The sequence below is a fragment of the Dolichospermum planctonicum genome (assembly GCF_005402965.1).
In the GTDB taxonomy this organism is placed as follows: Bacteria; Cyanobacteriota; Cyanobacteriia; order Cyanobacteriales; family Nostocaceae; genus Dolichospermum; species Dolichospermum planctonicum.
The window spans coordinates 23,637-43,690 of record NZ_BJCF01000034.1 but is presented as its reverse complement, the minus strand read 5'-3'; the positions used below and the strand labels follow the sequence as shown (position 1 = coordinate 43,690).

Annotated in this window: 16 protein-coding genes; 8 read left to right on the top strand and 8 right to left on the bottom strand. The window is 35.5% G+C overall.

Features of this window, described 5'->3' with window-relative positions; all coding sequences use genetic code 11:
- Positions 1–50: 50 nt before the first annotated feature.
- The 3 genes from FFO06_RS14645 to FFO06_RS14635 form a co-directional block, all read right to left on the bottom strand.
- Entirely contained in the window at positions 51–500 is a 450-nt protein-coding gene (locus tag FFO06_RS14645; protein ID WP_137908691.1) for an acyl-CoA thioesterase, read from the bottom strand.
- Between the two features lie 130 nt (positions 501–630).
- On the bottom strand, positions 631–1,731 hold the full coding sequence (locus FFO06_RS14640; protein WP_137908690.1) for a T3SS effector HopA1 family protein: 1,101 nt from the start codon (positions 1,729–1,731) through the stop codon (positions 631–633).
- A gap of 65 nt (positions 1,732–1,796) precedes the next feature.
- Entirely contained in the window at positions 1,797–3,035 is a 1,239-nt protein-coding gene (locus tag FFO06_RS14635; RefSeq protein ID WP_137908689.1) for a phosphotransferase, read from the bottom strand.
- Positions 3,036–3,633: 598 nt separating this feature from the next.
- On the opposite strand from FFO06_RS14635, the gene FFO06_RS14630 reads away from it, so the two are divergent.
- Both FFO06_RS14630 and FFO06_RS14625 read left to right on the top strand, forming a co-directional pair.
- Positions 3,634–4,980: an ATP-binding protein gene (locus tag FFO06_RS14630; RefSeq protein ID WP_137908688.1), complete on the top strand. Its 1,347-nt coding sequence runs from the start codon at positions 3,634–3,636 to the stop codon at positions 4,978–4,980.
- 65 nt (positions 4,981–5,045) lie between these two features.
- A complete protein-coding gene (locus tag FFO06_RS14625) occupies positions 5,046–6,362 on the top strand; it encodes a tellurite resistance TerB C-terminal domain-containing protein (protein WP_137908687.1) in 1,317 nt (438 codons plus the stop codon).
- A 310-nt stretch (positions 6,363–6,672) separates the two neighbouring features.
- Here FFO06_RS14625 and FFO06_RS14620 read toward each other — a convergent pair whose 3' ends face one another.
- Positions 6,673–8,814 (bottom strand): recombinase family protein, encoded by a 2,142-nt coding sequence (locus FFO06_RS14620; protein WP_137908686.1) that lies wholly within the window; start codon positions 8,812–8,814, stop codon positions 6,673–6,675.
- A gap of 58 nt (positions 8,815–8,872) precedes the next feature.
- Between FFO06_RS14620 and FFO06_RS14615 the strand changes: the two genes are divergently transcribed.
- From FFO06_RS14615 to FFO06_RS14600, 4 genes are all read left to right on the top strand, one after another.
- On the top strand, positions 8,873–10,186 hold the full coding sequence (locus FFO06_RS14615; RefSeq protein WP_137908685.1) for a proton extrusion protein PcxA: 1,314 nt from the start codon (positions 8,873–8,875) through the stop codon (positions 10,184–10,186).
- Complete coding sequence (gene mltA, locus FFO06_RS14610) at positions 10,179–11,411, top strand: murein transglycosylase A (protein WP_190396945.1); 1,233 nt, start codon at positions 10,179–10,181, stop codon at positions 11,409–11,411. The genes FFO06_RS14615 and mltA overlap by 8 nt, the downstream gene beginning before the upstream one ends.
- 205 nt (positions 11,412–11,616) lie before the next feature.
- Entirely contained in the window at positions 11,617–12,432 is an 816-nt protein-coding gene (locus FFO06_RS14605) for an RnfABCDGE type electron transport complex subunit D (protein ID WP_137908701.1), read from the top strand.
- Between the two features lie 9 nt (positions 12,433–12,441).
- Positions 12,442–13,809, top strand: a complete 1,368-nt coding sequence (locus FFO06_RS14600; RefSeq protein WP_137908684.1) for a DUF2330 domain-containing protein — start codon at positions 12,442–12,444, stop codon at positions 13,807–13,809.
- A 74-nt stretch (positions 13,810–13,883) separates the two neighbouring features.
- Here the strand turns inward: FFO06_RS14600 and FFO06_RS14595 are convergent, their stop codons facing one another.
- Both FFO06_RS14595 and FFO06_RS14590 read right to left on the bottom strand, forming a co-directional pair.
- Positions 13,884–14,402 (bottom strand): DUF29 family protein, encoded by a 519-nt coding sequence (locus tag FFO06_RS14595; RefSeq protein WP_137908683.1) that lies wholly within the window; start codon positions 14,400–14,402, stop codon positions 13,884–13,886.
- A gap of 276 nt (positions 14,403–14,678) precedes the next feature.
- On the bottom strand, positions 14,679–16,046 hold the full coding sequence (locus FFO06_RS14590; RefSeq protein ID WP_137908682.1) for a hypothetical protein: 1,368 nt from the start codon (positions 16,044–16,046) through the stop codon (positions 14,679–14,681).
- Between the two features lie 167 nt (positions 16,047–16,213).
- On the opposite strand from FFO06_RS14590, the gene FFO06_RS14585 reads away from it, so the two are divergent.
- Positions 16,214–17,722, top strand: a complete 1,509-nt coding sequence (locus FFO06_RS14585; RefSeq protein WP_137908681.1) for a UbiD family decarboxylase — start codon at positions 16,214–16,216, stop codon at positions 17,720–17,722.
- 41 nt (positions 17,723–17,763) lie between these two features.
- On the opposite strand, the gene FFO06_RS14580 is transcribed toward FFO06_RS14585, so the two are convergent.
- Positions 17,764–18,645, bottom strand: coding sequence for a TauD/TfdA family dioxygenase (locus tag FFO06_RS14580; RefSeq protein ID WP_137908680.1), 882 nt, complete (start codon positions 18,643–18,645; stop codon positions 17,764–17,766).
- Between the two features lie 141 nt (positions 18,646–18,786).
- Positions 18,787–19,206 (bottom strand): plastocyanin, encoded by a 420-nt coding sequence (petE, locus tag FFO06_RS14575; RefSeq protein WP_137908679.1) that lies wholly within the window; start codon positions 19,204–19,206, stop codon positions 18,787–18,789.
- A 253-nt stretch (positions 19,207–19,459) separates the two neighbouring features.
- Between petE and FFO06_RS14570 the strand changes: the two genes are divergently transcribed.
- Positions 19,460–20,041 carry a Uma2 family endonuclease gene (locus FFO06_RS14570; protein ID WP_137908700.1) on the top strand — a complete coding sequence of 194 codons (582 nt, stop codon included), beginning with the start codon at positions 19,460–19,462 and terminating at the stop codon, positions 20,039–20,041.
- Positions 20,042–20,054 lie beyond the last annotated feature (13 nt).

Sequence of the window (20,054 nt, the reverse complement as noted above, 5' to 3'; positions counted from 1 at the left end):
ACTTAAGAACCCCGAATTCTTCCAAGAAGTCGGGGATTTATATGCTAAAATCACATAAACTCTAACCTGGATCTTCTTCTCTGTGCGCTCTCTGCGTCTGTGCGGTTGATTTCCAACCAATTATTCATATAATGTGGTAATTCCTGCTTAACTCTACTACTAACATTAATACAAACGTGCCTAGTAATTGCCTTAGCAACCATTACCTCATCTACCATAATTTCATAGGTAATTTCAAACTTATCTAAATTTATTTTTTCTGGTAACAAACTAATCACTAAATTGTCACCACAAGACATAGGACGTAAAAAATCTACATTAGCATGAACAATAGGAAAAGCTAAAGACGGATTAGTAAAAAATGATTTAAGATTAACACTAGAAGCTGCTAATGAAGCCTCATAAGCTTCATGACAAATTCTCAAAACATTAGCGAAATAAACTACTCCAGCAGCATCAGTATCTTGAAATCTTACAGTGTAGTAATATGTAAAAGCCATGTTTAATTTCCTAAAATTAAATCTGCTACAATAAATAATTATAATCCTGATCAACCATAGAGAATAATAAATTTCACAAATTTATCATTCTTGATCTGCGTTAATCTGCGGTTAATTATTCTTGATACAATCAGCTTAAAGGCTGATAAATATCTTCAGAAGCAGGGTTAAGATAGGGATGGTGCATATCAATTAAATTTTGTGCAAAGTGTTGATTAATGATTTCTATTCTTTCCTCAAGAGCATTTTTACCTTTTTGCCAAGATTCTAATAAAGCATTGGCGACAATTTGACAACGGTTCATACCAAAACTTTCTTGAGGGGCAAATTTTTGATTTTGATATGGTTCTTCTGCTAACCCTAATCCTGGTGCTAGGAATTTAGTAAATAGGGGAATTTCTGGCTGAAAATAAGCTTGATGTTCTTGATAAATCTCTTGAAGAATATTCCTAATTGTGGGGTAATTTTGGCGTGCAAAATGCAGGACACCTGCATCATAACGCCCATAGACAGCGGGATTATAAAGAACATGAAAACTAAAGCAAATAGCTGCATTATTTAATGCTTGTGTTAAGCTTTCCATGAAAATGATTGCTCCGGCTGATGTAAAATTAAAGTAAATTCGTCCTACTCCTAAATCATTATTTTGTCTATCTTGGTTTGCCATTCCCAAGTTACTTACTGCTACATAACAGCCATTTTGCAGGCGATTTTTAGGCATCCATATTGATATTAATTTACCAATTTTAGAGGACTTCCTTGGAGATTTTAGATGACAGTCTGGTTCAATATATAGTGTTAAACCATCTTTTTTAACGGCCATACTGCCATCAGGTTCGATTCTCAAAATCTGCCAATTGGGTTCATAATGGCCTGTACCATGATTACTATGATGTAGTTGTTCATAGAAATCTATATCTACACCTAAACTGTTATTTTCTGAGAAATTTAGCTGAGATTGGCAATCATTATGAGTATTATTAGATGCTAAAACTGTTTGCAGTGAACCATTATAATAAATACCATAGAGAAAATTTCTGAGAAGTATGTTCAAATACTTGTGTTTTAAAGAAGATGAGTTTTGTTGAAACCTATTTGCTATATTAGCGGGTAAAGCAAAAGGTTGATAATTGGGGTGGTAAATACAGAAATTAGGTTGAATCTGGATATTACTGGCAATATCGAATAATGAATTTACAATTTGATTGTGATTATTAGAATCATCGAGCATTAACTGTCTTTGCACCTCAAACTTTAGAAAAGTATATCTGTAAACAAAAGAAAAGATGAATATTACTAACAACCGCGTAGGCGAGTTTTTTCGTAATAAAGACGGACTAATTTTTGTTCCTTATGGGGTTGAGGGAGTTTTTGAATTCTGGCTAAAGATTTAAAAATTTCGGATTCGGATATCCCCAAAATAGTTAATACTGATTGCTCAGGAATAGTCAAAAGACTTTTAGCAACTTCGAGCCTACATAAGTCCCTATTATCAAAGGATTTTTGGCATTGAATTATGTTTTGAATTTGTTGAATTAATGCTAAACCTGCAAACTTAATTACCCGGACAATAAAGTCCTGATGATATTCTAAAATCATGGGGAAAGCATGAAGATAAGCCCGGATTAAAGCTAGGATTGAAGGTTGTAATACCTCTAGAGGAATCATGGCTAAATTCAAAGATTCTTCTAACTCTAATGTTGGATCTACTATTAAACTGGATAACCAAATTCTTAAATAACTTGCTAATAGAGTTCCTAAATCAAAAGCTGGATCTCCCCAACCACAAGCTTCCCAATCAATTAATCTGATTAAACAATTATCTAGTTGTTGCGATCGAGAATGAACCAAAATATTGTTTAATTGTAAATCGTTGTGAGTTAAACAACATGATTGCCATTGATATGCTAAATCAGCAATAGCAAATTCTAAAGTTTCGTAACGTTGATAAAGAAGATGAAATTGTAACGCTTCAGTGGGAATTATACCAAATGTTTCTGGATTTATTGATGGGAGTCCTTGAACGGGATTGTAAAAATTATAGCGAAATTGTCCTGCGGGAGCAGTGGACATAAAATCACGATACTCAAGTTTATTGAACGTGGCTCGGTGTAACCCTGCTAACGTAGTACCAATCGCGCTGGCAATCTCTGTGGGAAAGATACTACTGTGTTGATAAAATCTTTCTAGTTCCACATATTCGCTTAAATAGCTACGCACAAGGATAGAATTTTCCTGATCAAAGTGTAGTAATGATGATGCGATCGCACCAACATTACCAATTACTGGAAATTTTTCTAATAACTGGTGAAATAGCCACTCATTAAAGAGTTCATGAGAACTAAAATCATGATTAATTTTTCGTTCTTGTTTAATCAGCAGTTGGCGATTATCTGCCAGCATTACCAGTAAATTCCAATTTTTATGGTTATTTTCTGGCAATACAGACTTATCTACATTGCCATCATCAGGGCTACATAGCCCTGCCTGTTGTAGGTATTGGATCACATTTTGAGAAGATAGTGATGATAACATGAATTATTTCCTAGTTATTTAAATGGACAAAGAATTCCTGCGATCAAGATTGGGATAACTGTAGCAGTTTTTCGTTAATACTAAAAATGTCCGAACTATTGCTACTATCTACTAATATCCCATCTGTGCTATAAAGACCTGCCAAAATGGCAATATTAGCTATTTTTGCTTTCAAGTCTACGGAAGAAACTATAAAATATTTACAATGTCTGTAGTAGAGCTTTGCAGCTTGAATAATAACATGACTATTCCCTAAACAATTGGTAATACATATCCAGGAAAAACAACGGTTACTTACAGTTGTTAGTAGTCCATATTTTCTGTATATATGTTAGCAATTTATCCTACTGGTAACAAGTATTAGTTTACTGTAATATCCTACTTTCTACTTTAATATACAAATGGTTATACTTTTCCTCCTGTAAGCATAAGTTTTGTATCGTGATTGATGAGTATTTTAACTTACTTTTAAAACCGGGGGACTAGAAGCCCATGCCACAAAATGGGATAATTTATTTTTTTGAGATTCCCTTAGTCCTGATTTTATTTACGTAGTATACTTAAATTCATTGTCAGAGACAATTTACCCATTTGATTGATGGATCATCTAGCAATGCTGACCGCAAATACTACATCTTATACAGCAGTTCAATTTCTGCAACGCCAAGCCGCCTCCCTTTTACTGTACCAATCTGTACTACAAGGCGACGTAGGCAAAAGTTTTCTGAACTTATTACAAACCATCCGTTACACTGATGCAGACGGGCGGGATTGCCTGCAAGCCTACGGTATTTATTTCCAAGCTTTAACCAGCGGTCATCAAACTTGGGAAGAATACCTAATTAAGCAAATTCTGATGGCGGATAATGCTTTTAGTAAATTGGCACAACAGCAGGAATTTAGCAAATTACCTCCAGCTTTAGTAGCTGCTGTCCGTCATGATTTACAAGTATTACAAAGTTTGTATGAATGTAACAGTGCAGTGTTAAGCGAGTGGGTGCAAATTGCCACTCATTTACCCATTTCCCCTGTGGTCTGGTATCGAGAACCGGAAACAGTAGGCATAGAAACGGATATAATGGCATTTATTTCCCATTTAGAAAATTGGGGTGATGCTGTAGAAGATTTAGCTGCTTATTATGGGCAACATGGTAGCGGTTTATTTGCTCAATACCATGCTTTTCGTTGGCAAAATGGTCAGCTAGTGGGCATTGTTTATGCGGATACAGTGAGACTGTCTACCTTGGTAGGTTACGAATGGCAAAAAGATGCTTTAGTGAAAAATACAGAGTTTTTATTGTCAGGAGAAACAGCACTGCACGTATTACTTTATGGTAGTCGTGGTTCGGGCAAATCTTCTTTAGTCAAAGCCTTATTAAATGAGTATAGTCATAGAAAGCTGCGGTTAATAGAAGTCTCTAAGTCAGAATTACCAGATTTACCGAAAATTGTCGAACAGTTGCGGGGAGTTCCCCAGAAATTCATTATCTTTGTCGATGATCTATCCTTCGAAGAAGATGATGATGCCTTTAAAATGATGAAAGTAGTTTTAGAAGGAAATGTAACTGCTAGACCAGAAAATGTAGTTGTATATGCTACCTCTAACCGTCGGCATTTAATCCGGGAATTTTTCACGGATAGACCAGCGCCCAAGGATAACAATGAAGTTCATGGATGGGATACAATGGAGGAAAAGTTGTCTTTTAGCGATCGCTTTGGTCTCACATTAACCTTTGAAGCAGCAGATCAAAAAACCTATTTACAAATTGTCCAGCACCTAGCAGAAAACATCAGTATTGCTCCCGAAGATTTAGAATATAAAGCTTTACAATGGGCAACTCGTCATCATGGACGTTCAGGTAGAACAGCAAGACAGTTTATTGACTTTTTAAAAGCAGATTTAGCTGTATTTGGTGAAAATAAAAATCTAATTACAGAGTTATGATCAAGGTTTCCAATCATCCAATCTCAGCAAAATTATAACTGTATATTTACAAACCAAGAGGAATAATGACTTTAATTACTAATCATGCTCACAATTTGACTACACTAAGACCTCGCAAAATGCCACCAGCAATAGTGAGTCATCAAGTCGTACTAGCAATAGCTGCTTTTAGTGTAAGTTTTGGTTTAATTCTTGTCCCCAACTGGGATTTTTCTAAAGCTTTTCTCTCCGGTATAATAACAGTTTTAGCAACATATTCAGCCGCATTTCTTGTTGATAAACGCCGACGAACTGATGAATTGAAGATAGTTGGTTCTTTGCAGAGACGTATTCGGGATTTGGAAGCATTAAAATCCCGCATTTTCAGAGAAATAGCGCAATTAGAAGAATATAAAACTTTATTGTATACAGAAACTCAACAACTAGAAAACCAAATTGGAGATTGTCGTAATCAAAGGGATAGTTTACATCGAGATATAGGTACATTTGCTGCTCAAAAGAAGCAAATTGAATCTGAAGTTCATAATCTTAAAAATGAATTTAATGACTTAGAAAATAGTCATATAGAACTGAATAATAGTTACAATAATCTGAGTATAGAAAAGCGAAGATTAGAACTGAATTGTAACGTATCTCGCGCGGAAATCAACCAAATCCAAACTCAAATTGATACATTCAAACAAGAAAAAAAAGAACTAGAAAATGATCTAATTTTGCTAGAAAGACTCAAACCGCAACTAGAGGAAAAACTTTATGAACTGCGAATAGAATTTCAAAATCGAGAGATGGAGATTAACCAACAAAACGATTTACTAACACAAATAACCACAAGCAGAAATAATCTAGAAAATAGCATCAATACTTTACAAATCAAGACATTAGAACAACAATCTGAAATCAATCAATTGCAAAATCAAATTTCCCTATTACAAGAGGAAAGGGATTTATTACAAAATCAAATTTGGGAATTAATCCAAGTGGAAACAATTAATTCTAATTCGGAAACATTACCCGATAATCAAGACAATAATGTAGAGTTATTTCCCTTTGATGAATTACTGCAACCATTAGATATAGATATAATTGATACGGAACATGATCACCCAAACAATTTACCCACAGCATGGGATAATTTACTAGAAAATCTGCCAGCTGATGAAATCCAAGTCTTAAAAGCTATATTGGAGAAAGATAACCCCCAAGAGACTATTAAACAAATCGCTGAAGCTAATATTACCACGCCTAATCTCTTAATTGATGCTATCAATGAAATCGCTAATAAAACCATTGGTAAATCAATCATTGAAACCAATACCGAAATTCCCGAAATTATTGAAGAACACTTACTAAATGTCAAAACAATGATTAGCAAATATTCATAAATCTGAAATTAAGTGAATTAGAATTAATTCATGGTGCTAATTTTAACTCTACGACTGCGGGTAAAGATAGCAGTTTAGAGGATAATAATGCAGCAAAATTTAGCTTGTAAATTTGATTTCAATATATTTCAATATTTTTAAATTAAACCTAATAAACTCTGTATACACAAATAAAACAAAAATAAGTATAAAACAAGGATACGATTAAAAATACAGAGGTTGCTGGTACGCTAATTATGGTATTATAGGACTTGGGGAGGATAGGTTAGTATTTCGGTATTTTATCGTAAAAATGTGATGTTTTAATTATTTACACCACTTCACAAGCATAAATCAAAGGTAACAAAAGTCCTATTTGCTCCTGTCCATTTACAGCTAAATCACTGTGACACAAATAGAGTTTATCAGACACACGCGCCAGTAAATCGGCGATAATTCTTTGTAATCTTTGTTCTTCGGCTAATTGTTCATCTGCTGCTGTCCAAGGTTTTCCTAGTCTATGCTGTAAAAATAAATTAGCACCAAATAAACTAGCCGCGCCACCTTTTGCCCACAGGGGTGAACCAATATCTAACCAAAAATGCCAGCGGTGATTTTTTTTACTAGCGCGGTATTGAAAGATAGTCGCTAAAGTTACAGTTTTTCTATTGTTACCGATAGAACGCACCGGATAAGGATTTGCAGTAATTGTTCCTCGTTGCAGCAGTTGAATAAATTCTGCAATAGTCATGCTAAGTGTTTCTGGCGTATGCAGTGAAAGTAATAGGGAATCGGTTTCTTTTAAACGAGTATCTATTTCCCAATAATGTTGAGCAGTTTCTATTAGTTCTCTTAATGCTGCTAACTCCTGATATGAAGGATTTTTATCCTTACACACAAAGTCTTGAATGGCTTTGTATAAGAGAAAAATGGGAGTGAGGAGAAGTCGCCGGTGATATTGCTCCCGCTGTTGGACAATCCATTGTAATATTTGTTCATAAGCCTGAGTCGCAATATAACCAATTCTATCCCAACGTTCAAAGGTTTTCACTGATAATAAATCGGGTGTGTGGGGGTGGGGAACAAAACAATAATCTGCTATTAACCCAGCCCGCACCGGATCTATTCTAGAATGATGAAATTCTTTTTCCTCCCCGTCTGGAGTTTGATATTGACTTAAAACAACTAACATTTCCGCCACAGCGTCCCTATCTACTAAACGCCCCAAACCAGGATAAACTAGAGCTATTAAGGTCAGTAAAGCTCTCACAACCGAGGAACTAATTAATGGGCGTTGTTCATTAAGTGATTCTACTGCAATATTTTGTTTAGTTAATATTTCTACTAAGGTATAACGAGCGATCGCATCTAGTCCCGGTGCAATAATTGCTACTTCATCTGCCCCTACTTCCCCGGATTTCACCCCATGAATTATTATCTGGGCTGTTTGACGTAATAGCTGGGCGCGGGAAGTGGTTTGCATAGGCTGTACAGAACTTGGTAAACTCAACATTGTCATGGGCTGTGTTACCAATTCTACCATTTGATCAGTGAGAAAATATCCCAAACTATGGGGATGTGGTTTAGTTAAATTCTCTACTTGACAATATTTAGTTAATCTGGATAAATACTGAGGATCAGCCCCCAAACCCCAGCGCACCGCCCCGTCACAATTGTAGCTAAATGCTCCCACAGTGCCAGTATTTAACAAAAATTCAAATAAATTAGCAGCGATCGCCGGATAATCATCCACATCATCTGCTATGATACCCTGATAACGTTGCTTGAGATGCTGCTGATAGTCACCATGAGTTAATAATTTCTGGTTATATAGCTCGGTAATTAGCCCATAAGTCAATAAACCCCGTTCCAAACACCAATTTCGCCAATTTAGTAGTAAAGAACCCAAAAATTCCGGTTCTAAATTGATAGAATTATCTGCTATACCACTGTGCAATATTTGGGGAATATGTTCACAGGATACACCGCCATAAGCTGCTAATTGCCATAAATCCAGTATTCGTCTAACTAAACGATGCTCATTTATACCGACACGCCGCAAAATATCTGAGTTTAAATGGGAACTCCAGAGTTTTGTCGCTAATTCTTGTTCCGTTTCTGGATGTAATCTGACCGGAAATTGTGCTTTTATTGACAATAAATCAATTAATAATGGCCAAAATAAAATTACCTCATCTTGAAAAAACCCCAAGGCTGTTTTGACGCGAATAGGATGTTTTCCCAAGGTCAAAGTAGTAACTCTATCAGCTAATTCTCGTCTGTTGTCATCATTAGCAGCTAGTAATAAAATACCTAGTTCTCTTTGGTGTAAATTTGCAGTTGGATTTATAGGGTTGTCAAATAAATTGGACAACTTACTGTCTTTCATTTGCAACCAAGCACTAAACTGGTTTAGCAAGCGAGTAGTTTTACCACTGCGACTAGTACCAAAAATCCAAATAGAAGAAACCATATCTTTTAGGTTAATTTAAGTTTAATAGTTTAGTAGATAATGCCAGATCATGGTCTCAATGAAAAATACTGTGTTTAAACAAAAAATATACCCTTTTTTACTAGCTGCTTACAGATGGTATCTACTGACACCAGAGCGTTCTTTAGAAGCAGCTTATCAAGCAGCTATAAAAATCCAGGGAATTGAAGAAAAACATTTCCATGGTAACAAAATAGATTCCGAGTCTACCACCTACAGTAGTAGTGTCATGGATTATTTTGAGACAGATTTGCAAAAGTTATTAAAAACGGTACAAATGCGGCTGACGGAGTTTAAAGCGAGTCAGTGGTTGGCTAATGAATCTAAGCAAAAAGCCGCCATGAAAGTGGGTATAGAATATACTAGCCCAGCATTAATTTTAGAGAAACTAGAATTTATTGACCAAGTTACTTCTAAATACAATAATAATGATATATACAAAAATTATGAAAATCCCAATTCTCAACCGGTTAAAGTCCCCGCAGATTTAGTTAATTCTCAAGCATTCACACCCAAAACACCAAGTAAATTTAACCAAAATATCAGAAAAGGAAAAGCTAATACTACAGGAATTTTACCCCGCTCAATTTTCAATACTATCACTCGACTACAAGTAGAATTAGATCCGGGTTCTGAGCAGGACGTAGTTAGAAATTTTCGTCAAGCACAAAAAAGAAGTATTATCTCCATTCGCTTTATACTGCTACTTATTATCGTTCCTCTCCTGACTCATCAAGTTTCCAAAGCTGTAATTGTTGGACCATTAGTAGAACATTTCCGCAATGAAGAAAAAGTGGAAGTTTTCTTAAATGCAGAAATGGAAGAAGAAGGATTATTAAAATTACAAAGGTTTGAAGAAAGAATTAAATTTGAAGCATTAATTAGTAATGCACCTCCTCTGGGATCTGAAGAATTAGAAAAGAAGATCAAAGAGAAAGCAGAGGAAGTAAAAGAGGAATTTCGTCAAGAAAGTGATAATGCAATTAAAAATGTATTTGCTGATATTTGTGCGGTAATTAGTTTCACAGTGTTGTTACTAATGAGTAAATCTGATATTGCTGTACTCAAAGAATTTATTGATAACGTAGTCTATGGTTTAAGTGATAGCGCTAAAGCATTTATTATCATTTTATTTACCGATGTTTTTGTTGGGTTTCACTCTCCCCACGGTTGGGAAGTGCTTTTAGAAGGGATATCACGACATTGGGGATTACCAGCTAATCGTGATTTTATTTTCTTATTTATTGCCACATTTCCCGTGATTTTAGATACTATATTCAAATATTGGATTTTCCGGTATTTAAATCGAATTTCACCTTCTGCGGTTGCTACCTACCATAACATGAATGAATAGCCAGCATTTTGCCAATATTACTATTAGTTTACCTGTATTTATGGCCAGTTTAATTGTGGGGATAAAACCACTCCCCAATCAAGAACTTAGTCCCCCCGAATGTCGGTTAGCAAAATGGAATTTACCACCGTTAGTAAATTCAGAGCCAAATAAGTTACCTGTACTTGTTCCTAGAGTACCAGTTACTTGCTGTCAAGAGGATATTTCCTGTTTAGATCAAGCAACTTATGATGATAAAAAAGCATTATTACAGTCTATAGATTATAGCCTGAAATATTTGCAAACAGAACAGGCGATTATGGCTTATCAAAAATCGGAAATTACTAGAGAAAGAGTTGATCAAAGTTTGCAAAGATTTCGTCAATTGTTGATTTCCACAAAATCGGCTCAAGAACTACACGCAGCTATCGAAAAAGAATTTGTTTTTTATCAATCTGTAGGGAGAGATAATAAAGGAACGGTTTTATTTACCGCTTATTATGAACCTGTATATTTAGCCAGTCGTCAACCAACAAAAGAGTTTCGTTATCCTGTTTATCGCTATCCCGCTGATTTAGAATCTTGGGCTAAACCCCATCCTACTAGATTAGAATTAGAAGGTGCAGATGGTTTACAAGGTGGAAAGGGAAAATTAAAAGGATTAGAATTATTTTGGTTGAGAAATCGTCTTGAACCTTATATGATTCAAATTCAAGGTTCAGCCAAACTTAAATTAACAGATGGAACACAAACAACCATAGGCTATGCTGGTGATACAGCTTATAATTATAGAAGTTTAGGAAGGTCGTTAGTTGATGATGGTAAATTACCTTTAGAAGGGTTAAATATGCCAATTATCCTCGACTATTTCCGCAAATATCCCCAGGATTTGAATATTTATATTCCGCGCGATCGCAGTTTTGTATTTTTTCGAGAAACCTACGGAAAACCAGCCCAAGGTTCTATTAGTGTACCACTAACTCCAGAGCGTTCTATTGCTACAGATAAATCATTAATGCCTCCAGGGGCTTTAGCATTAATTCGCGCTCCTTTTCCCTATATTAATAATAGTAATAAAATCGAATATCGGCTGGTGAGTCGTTACGTTTTAGATCAAGATACAGGGGGCGCAATTAAAGGAGCAGGGAGGGTAGATTACTTTTTAGGAACAGGTGAAGCTGCGGGAGAAAGAGCGGGGGTGACAGTCAGCAATGGACAATTATTTTATCTATTATTAAAACCGTAATTTTTAGATTCCCGACTTCTACAGGACTTATGCAAAATATCCCTCCCCCCCATTTCTCTGTGTTCTGCGTCCCTGGAGTGGTTCGTTGATTCCATATCCCCTGTATAAATCCCGTTTGTTACAAAAACTGTAACAACAACCTAATTTATGACAACAGTGATTTAAACTAGAAGAAAAGCTGTGAGTAATCAGTGAAATGAAGATGATATTATTCAAAGATGTTCGAGATTATCAAATTCTGTTTCTGAGTTTATTTCTGATTTTAGGCGTTTTCACGCGAGACTGGACATTACATCCAGAATTTATTGGTGTAGCGATCGCTTCCTGCATAATAACACAAATTATCTTTTCATTGATCACTAAATCCCAAAGCAGAATTTTACCAATTAATATTCGTAGTCCCCTCATTACCTCTTTGGGACTAAGTTTATTATTACGGGTTGATCATTGGCCAACCATGGCCTTAGCTGGATTTGCAGCCATAGCAAGTAAATTTATCTTTCAATATGGGGAAAAGCATTTTTTTAATCCTGCTAATTTTGGCATTATTGCTGTTCTTAGCTTCACTAATGATGCTTGGGTTTCCCCAGGACAATGGGGGGAAGAATGGTGGTACGCGCTATTATTTGCAGGGACTGGAGGAATGATTTTACAGCGCGTTGGTCGTTGGGACACTACCGCTGCTTTTCTAGGTGCTTATTCCCTCTTAGCAGCCGTGAGAAATATTTGGTTAGGTTGGACATGGGATGTTTATTTTCATCATTTAATGAGTGGATCTTTAGTGTTATTTTCTCTGTTTATGGTAACAGATCCTCGTTCAATTCCCAACGCCCGTATTAGTAGAATAATCTGGGCGGTATGTATTGCTTTATTAACGTTTATTTTGCGGAATTATTTCTTTCTCTCTACCGCTGTTTTTTGGGCTTTATTTGCCCTTGCACCCTTGACTATTTTATTAGATAAATCTTGGTTTAGTCCTAGATTTTCTTGGTGGAATAAAGCAGAATTGAAAATTAATTAAGGCATCAAAATGAAAAGACTTCGCCTATTTATGCCCTTAGTATCTGCACTTTTAGCAGTGCTGTGTTTCGCGCCTACAGCTTGGGCTTTTTGTGGGTTTTATGTGGCTAAAGCCGATACAAAACTCTATAACCAAGCTTCTCAAGTCATACTTGCTAGAGACGGAAATCGCACGGTTTTAACCATGGCTAACGATTTTCAAGGTGATGTTAAAGATTTTGCGATTGTTGTTCCTGTTCCCACAGTATTACAAAAAGAACAAGTTCGTGTAGCTGAACCAAAAATTATTGAAAGATTAGATGCTTTTAGCGCCCCAAGATTAGTAGAATATTTTGATTCTGACCCCTGCGCCCCAGTTTATAAAATAAACGAGATGCGACCAATGCAAAACGCAGCCAGATCAGATAGTAGTACGAATAAAGATAGCAGTTTGGGTGTCACTGTTGAAGCCAAATTTAATGTTGGTGAATATGATATTGTTATCCTCAGTGCTAAAGAATCTGGTGGCTTAGAAACTTGGTTAAATCGCAATAATTATAAAATTCCTCAAGGTGCAAAGGAATTACTCAAACCCTACATTCGTTCGGCAATGAAATTCTTTGTGGCTAAAGTCAATTTAGATAAATTTGCCGAATCAGGTTATCAATTCCTGCGTCCTTTACAAATTTCCTACGAATCACGGAAATTTATGTTACCCATTCGTTTAGGAATGGTTAACGCTACTAAAGAACAGGATTTAATCATTTATATTCTCTCACCTAAAGGCCAGGCAGAAATTACTAATTATCGCACGGTTAAAGTTCCTTCAGATGTGAATATTCCCGTGTTTGTGAAAAATCAATTTGGTGATTTTTATAAATCCATGTTCCAAAATTCCTACACCAAAGAAGATAAAAAAGTCGGATTTTTAGAATATGCTTGGGATATGAGTACTTGTGATCCTTGTGCTGCTGAACCACTCAATAATGAAGAATTAAAACAAGCCGGTGTTTTTTGGTTGAATGATAATAGTGATAGTAATAGCCCCATAGCTCCGGGTTTTCGTTCTCGTTTTCCTAGTAGTAGTGTTTTCATTACTCGTTTGCACGTCCGCTATACTAGAAATAAATTTCCTGAAGATTTAATCTTTCAAGAAACTGCTCAAAGAGACTCTTTTCAAGGACGTTATATTTTACAACACCCATTCACAGGTAAGGTTAAATGTAGTGCAGGGAGAAGATATAAAAGTTCTTTAAGACGGAGATTTGAACAAGAAGCTCAAAATCTAGCTAGACTTACCAACTGGAATATTCAAGATATTCGCCAAAAAATGAAATTATCTATGGGAAATATCTCTAATTCTTGGTGGGATAATTTCTTATCTTGGCTAAGGTTGTAAATTTAGATGTCAGGTGACTTTACTTACGTTACCTGACAATACCTGACAATTGATAATGAAGTCGGGAATATTAATCATCTTTTCCCTAATTTCCAATCTTCACCACCAGGTAACTGAGTTAAATAATTATCAATCACTGCTGGTAATTCCTTGATTGAGTAATTATATGTCAAGTTTAACAGAATTTGAGATTGATTTATAATCTGCATTTTATCAACCATTTCTGTTAGTTGAAATGGACTATAAATACCATTCATTACTTCATCACTGGCTTCTCGAATAGCTTCTTCAAATTCATCTTCTAATATTAACTGCCACTCATTTATCTTAATATAGTAAGAGGTTTTATTATCTTGCAGATTGATTTTTTTGATTTCTCTAATTGAACTGCGAATTGAATTTGACCAGGAATTAGTTAATCGGTTTTCTACATGATTTTTAATTAAATGAATCATCAATCTTACTAAAAAAGATTGAATGTTTCTGAAAATCGCTTGTCTACCCATTCCCTCTAACTCATCTACAATAGCTAAAGCGTCACTGTAACGCTGTTCTAAAATACTATTTCTGAGGTCTATTAATTCCTGTGTCATTGCTTTATTAACCTCACAGTCACAATACAGTCACAATACATTCACAATATTTATTGATGATAACATACATGAGACAAATATTAATCTTATATTCCTTGGGTTTTTGCTCTTTTGACAGTAATTTTTGTTATTTTACCATATCAGATAAATATAAAAATATTTATTGTTAACGAACCACTCCAGGTACAGAGATAACAGAGGTAGAGAAAAAAGAGATGTATTAGAGGAATACATCTTAATCTGATTCGGGTTGGCTATGAGATTATACAAGATCAATTAACTAACTGCTAATGACTTTTTACTGTAATATTCTGTTTGCGGATAAACGCTAATAATGGTATTTCCAATTTCGTAAAATGTTCCTTTTTGTTCATGTTTGGAAAATTGCAAATGGGGATATTTAGCAGCTAATTCCTCAGCAGTCATGGCTTTAGCTGTGATTTTATTGGGTAAATGTCCTGTGACACCAATATAAAATACTAAGGAAGAAATATTTTGTTGATAAATTTGCTCAACAACTGCTACCAATTTTTTATAAGCTGTTGTCATTGCTGTAATTAAGTCTTCTTTATTGACTAATTTACCATCATGTTTACCATATAATAACAAGGCTAAACTGTCATCACCAACTTGATTGAGAATTTCCCCTATTTTCCCATTGATTTTAATTCCCAAAAAGTCATCAAAAATCGGTTTCATCAAATCATCAACTTTAGTTAGTTTCATTCTCCTAGTAATGGCTTTTTGTCGGAAAGCGATATTTTGATTTAAACCCATTTCTAAGGTTGGTTTAGCAAATATCTCTCCAGTTTCTTGGTCATAAACTTCATATCTCCTCCCTAAAAATTGGTTAGCAGCATATAATTTACTCAAGTTGAGAATATCCTGATTACCAAAATCAATTTTATAACTAGTATGAGTCTCAATTGTATTTGCATATTCTTGAGTTGTCGGGAAGTTTAAATACAGGTTTTTTGACAAATAATTTTGTTTTAATTCCTCTATTTGATCACTGACAAATACATCAGATTGATGACGCAAATAAGCAGATAAAATACTGGTAATGACTTTGATTTCTGCTAATTGATTAAACAACCCATCAAGATTACCAAAATTGATATTAACGGGAACTAATGGTAAATTATCTAACCTAATTGTATACTCACAATTGAAATCAAATTTATCAGCAGTAATTACATCTTTAGCTTGCAATAAATCAAATACTTTCTTATTGCTAATTTTGATATTTAAACTGGAAACGTGAAGTTTTCCATCTTTAACAATGGTATAATTATTAAAATTATCCAAGTCATTAGCCAGCAACCCCCCAACTTCGATAATATCTCTATTATCCTCAACTTTTACCAGCTTAACTTTCCGCCTTACCAACATATTAATAGTAGCAGTATTGCGATTTATAGCAAATACACCCATTTGCACAAAATCACCACCATAGATATCTTGAGTTTCTAAATAAGGAGTAATCAAATCACCGTTAATATCCCTTATACCCCTGACTCGCTTAATACCAGTTCTTTGATAATCTTCCTTTAAATTATGTAAATTTAAAATGATATTTTGACGATATGCTGATAAAATTTGGATAAGTTCTAACAGGGAAATCTTGTCATTTAACTTCAACATAAAACCCCCTAACTTTTATCAATTAAAAACCGGATTTCTCTCTTTGCGTCTGTGCGTGAGCAAAATCCCTCTTTTCCTCAATATAGTATATTTGTACTAAAAAGTCAACTTATCCAAATCAAGACTAAGATAAAAATAGCTTTACACTTCTTCATAAAAACAAAACCATGGCGCGAGATTTACGGGGATTCATAAAAATTCTAGAAGAAAGAGGACAATTAAAGCGAATTTCGGCTTTAGTTGACCCAGATATGGAAATTGCGGAAATTTCCAACCGTATGCTGCAAAAAGGTGGTCCAGGGTTACTGTTTGAAAACGTCAAAGGCGCGTCTTTTCCCGTTGCGGTCAATTTAATGGGGACTGTGGAAAGGATATGCTGGGCTATGAATATGGAAAAACCAGAAGAATTAGAAACCCTGGGAAAGAAGTTGAGTATGCTTCAGCAACCCAAACCACCAAAAAAGATCTCCCAAGCCATAGATTTTGGTAAGGTGTTATTTGACGTGGTGAAAGCCAAACCGGGACGGGACTTTTTTCCCCCTTGTCAACAGGTGGTAATTCAAGGCCAGGATTTAGACTTAAATAAGTTACCTTTAATACGTCCTTATCCGGGAGATGCCGGAAAGATTATTACGCTAGGATTGGTAATTACTAAGGATTGTGAGACGGGAATCCCCAATGTAGGGGTGTATCGTTTACAGCTACAATCTCATCATACAATGACCGTACATTGGTTATCAGTACGGGGAGGGGCGAGACACTTGCGCAAAGCCGCAGAACGTGGTAAAAAGTTAGAGGTAGCGATCGCTCTGGGTGTAGATCCTTTAATCATTATGGCTGCGGCCACACCCATTCCTGTAGACTTATCAGAGTGGTTATTTGCTGGTTTGTATGGCGGTTCTGGGGTCAATTTAGCCCGGTGTAAAACTGTAGATTTGGAAGTTCCCGCAGATTCCGAGTTTGTCTTGGAAGGGACAATTACACCGGGGGAAGTTTTACCTGATGGACCATTTGGCGACCACATGGGATATTATGGCGGTGTGGAGGATTCCCCTTTGGTGCGGTTTCAGTGTATGACACACCGCAAAGACCCAGTTTATCTTACCACCTTTAGCGGACTGCCACCAAAAGAAGAAGCAATGATGGCGATCGCTCTGAATCGGATTTACACCCCGATTTTACGCCAACAGGTATCAGAAATAGTTGATTTCTTCCTACCCATGGAAGCCTTGAGTTATAAAGCTGCGATTATTTCCATAGACAAAGCTTATCCCGGACAAGCACGACGGGCGGCTTTAGCGTTTTGGAGTGCGTTACCACAATTTACATACACGAAATTTGTGATTGTAGTTGATAAGGATATCAATGTTAGAGATCCTCGTCAAGTGGTTTGGGCAATTAGTTCTAAAGTAGATCCTACCAGAGATGTATTTATTTTACCTAATACTCCCTTTGATACCTTAGATTTTGCCAGTGAAAAACTCGGTTTAGGTGGGAGAATGGGTATAGATGCCACTACAAAAATCCCTCCAGAAACCGAACATGAATGGGGTTCACCCTTAAAGTCAGATCCTCGTGTAGCCGCCATGGTGGAAAGACGTTGGCAAGAATACGGTTTAGCTGATTTACAATTAGGAGAGGTTGACCCTAACTTGTTTGGTTATGATATGAAGTAATACCTAAACTTTCCCTTCTTTGTCAGAAGGGGAGTATTATTTTAAAATTGAAAATTTGGAGAACATAACCGGATATAAATCTCTCTTGTTTCATCCTTAAAAGACCTTCTACCGTGCATTATTCTTGTATTATCAATCATTAAAATATCTCCTTTTTTCCAGTCAATATTGGTAGTAATTCTCTCAGCAATTCCATTTAATTCATCCATAAGTTCATCAGGAATTTCTGAATCATCATCAAACTTCAGAACATCAGGATTTAACTGCATTGCTGGTAAAAGGCTATTAATAAAAACCTGATATTTTCCACATCTGCTAGGAATAACTACTCGACAAATATATTCAAAGAGAATTGATTGATCTTCATATATAGTCAGGTGTGTATCATTCGTTTTACACATCTGTTCTAATTCATTAATATCATCAATTTTATATTTTTTTTGCCACTGTTCTTTATTCATTTTCGCAGTAAACTTTAGCCGCTTTTGACTGAATAATTCTTGAGTTGAATGACTGAGTTCTGCAAAAAATTGTCTACCATCACAAACCGTTGTTTCACCATTTTTTGCAGCGGGATTAGCACAAAAAAACCACAACATCAAGGGAATATTCTTTTGATAGTACATTTCTCCATGTAATTTAATCTCTGTTTGGAAATCATTGACACTTAAAATGGTCTTATCATCATTAATTACCCTTCTATTAAAAACACCACCTGCATAATCTAAAAAATTATTGCTGAATAAATTACTAAATTCTTTAAATATTTCAGTATCAGCAGTAAATCCTCTAAATAGTAAAACTCCATATTCTTTAAATAGACTAATAATTTCTTCTCTGTCTATTTCCAAAATACTTTTATCGTCTTGGCTAATAATTTGCTGTCCGATTTTTTCAGAAATTGGCTGTGTAATTAAATTCATATTAAATAAAAAACTTTGATCTAAAAGTCAACTAATTTTTATCTACAATAATTATAAAAGTATTTTTGTGTCTTGATTGTCTATTATCAGGATTGCTTTTACCATCCCCGTTAATATACAGGGATGGTTTGTAGCTACATATTAGCCTTCAACAATGATGTGACCAACCATGCCAGCACCACGGTGAGGTTCGCAATAGAAGGTGTAATCACCAGGAGTAGCGTCAGCAGGGATAACCGTGGTTTCGGTTTGTCCAGGACTCATTAATAACTTCTTGTGGGACAAAGATTTTGCTAAAGTAGCACTTTTATCAGGATTCTTGTTAGCATCAAAGACAACGTTGTGGGGAGGAACTTTGTTGTTCTTCCATTCAATTGTATCACCGGGCTTAACAGTCAATTTCTTGGGTTCAAAAGCCAACGCACCTTTATCAGTACCCAGCTTAACTGTATATGTTTCCGCAGATGCAGTGGGGGTAAACACAGCAAAGCTACCAAAAATTACAATAACTGTCAATACAGCTAGGCTCAAACGTCGCAAAGTTGCTGCTATAGATTTCATACTTCTGTCCTCGGAAATAATTTTTATTGTTCTCATCCCATTTTAAATACAATTAACGCCAAATATGACAACTTGTCATAGATTTATTTTTGTTAATCATCATCAGCAGCCATATTTTGGCGATCGGACAGGGGTAAGATGTTTGTAAGTCAGACTTTATGAGTCCGCTTACCTGCTGCGAATTTATATTCTCAAAGATAGAATTAGATTAAATACAAGTGAACATAAACACCTCAAAGTGATTAAAGCCGCTATGCAAAGTACAGAAACAAATCTAGAATTGCGTTTGTGGACGGTGGAAGAATATCACCGCATGAATGAAGCGGGTATTTTTGCCCCAGATGAACGAGTGGAACTTTTAAATGGGAGAATTATTTGGATGATTGCAAAAGGAACAGCGCACCGTTCAGCAGTAGTAAGAACAGACTATTTATTCAAAAAAAGATTAGAAAATCGTGCTTGGGTATCTAGTCAAGAACCTGTAAAGTTAAATAATAGGTCTGAACCAGAACCGGATATTTCCGTCGTGAAAATTGATCCTTTGGACTATGCAGATCATCATCCTACACCATCAGAAGTTTATTTAATTATTGAGGTTGCCGATAGTAGTTTAAAATTAGATTGTGAAACTAAGGCTAAAGCTTACTCTTTAGCAGGGATTAAAGATTATTGGGTACTAGATGTGGTAAAACGTGAATTACACATTTTTAGAAACCCAACTCAAAATGGTTATGAAAGTGAGGTAATTATTGGGGAAGATGGAATAGTCTCAGCTTTAGAGTTTCCTGATTTACAAATTAGTTTATCTGATATGTTACCCCCTTGTCAAAAATGATTATCCAAATACC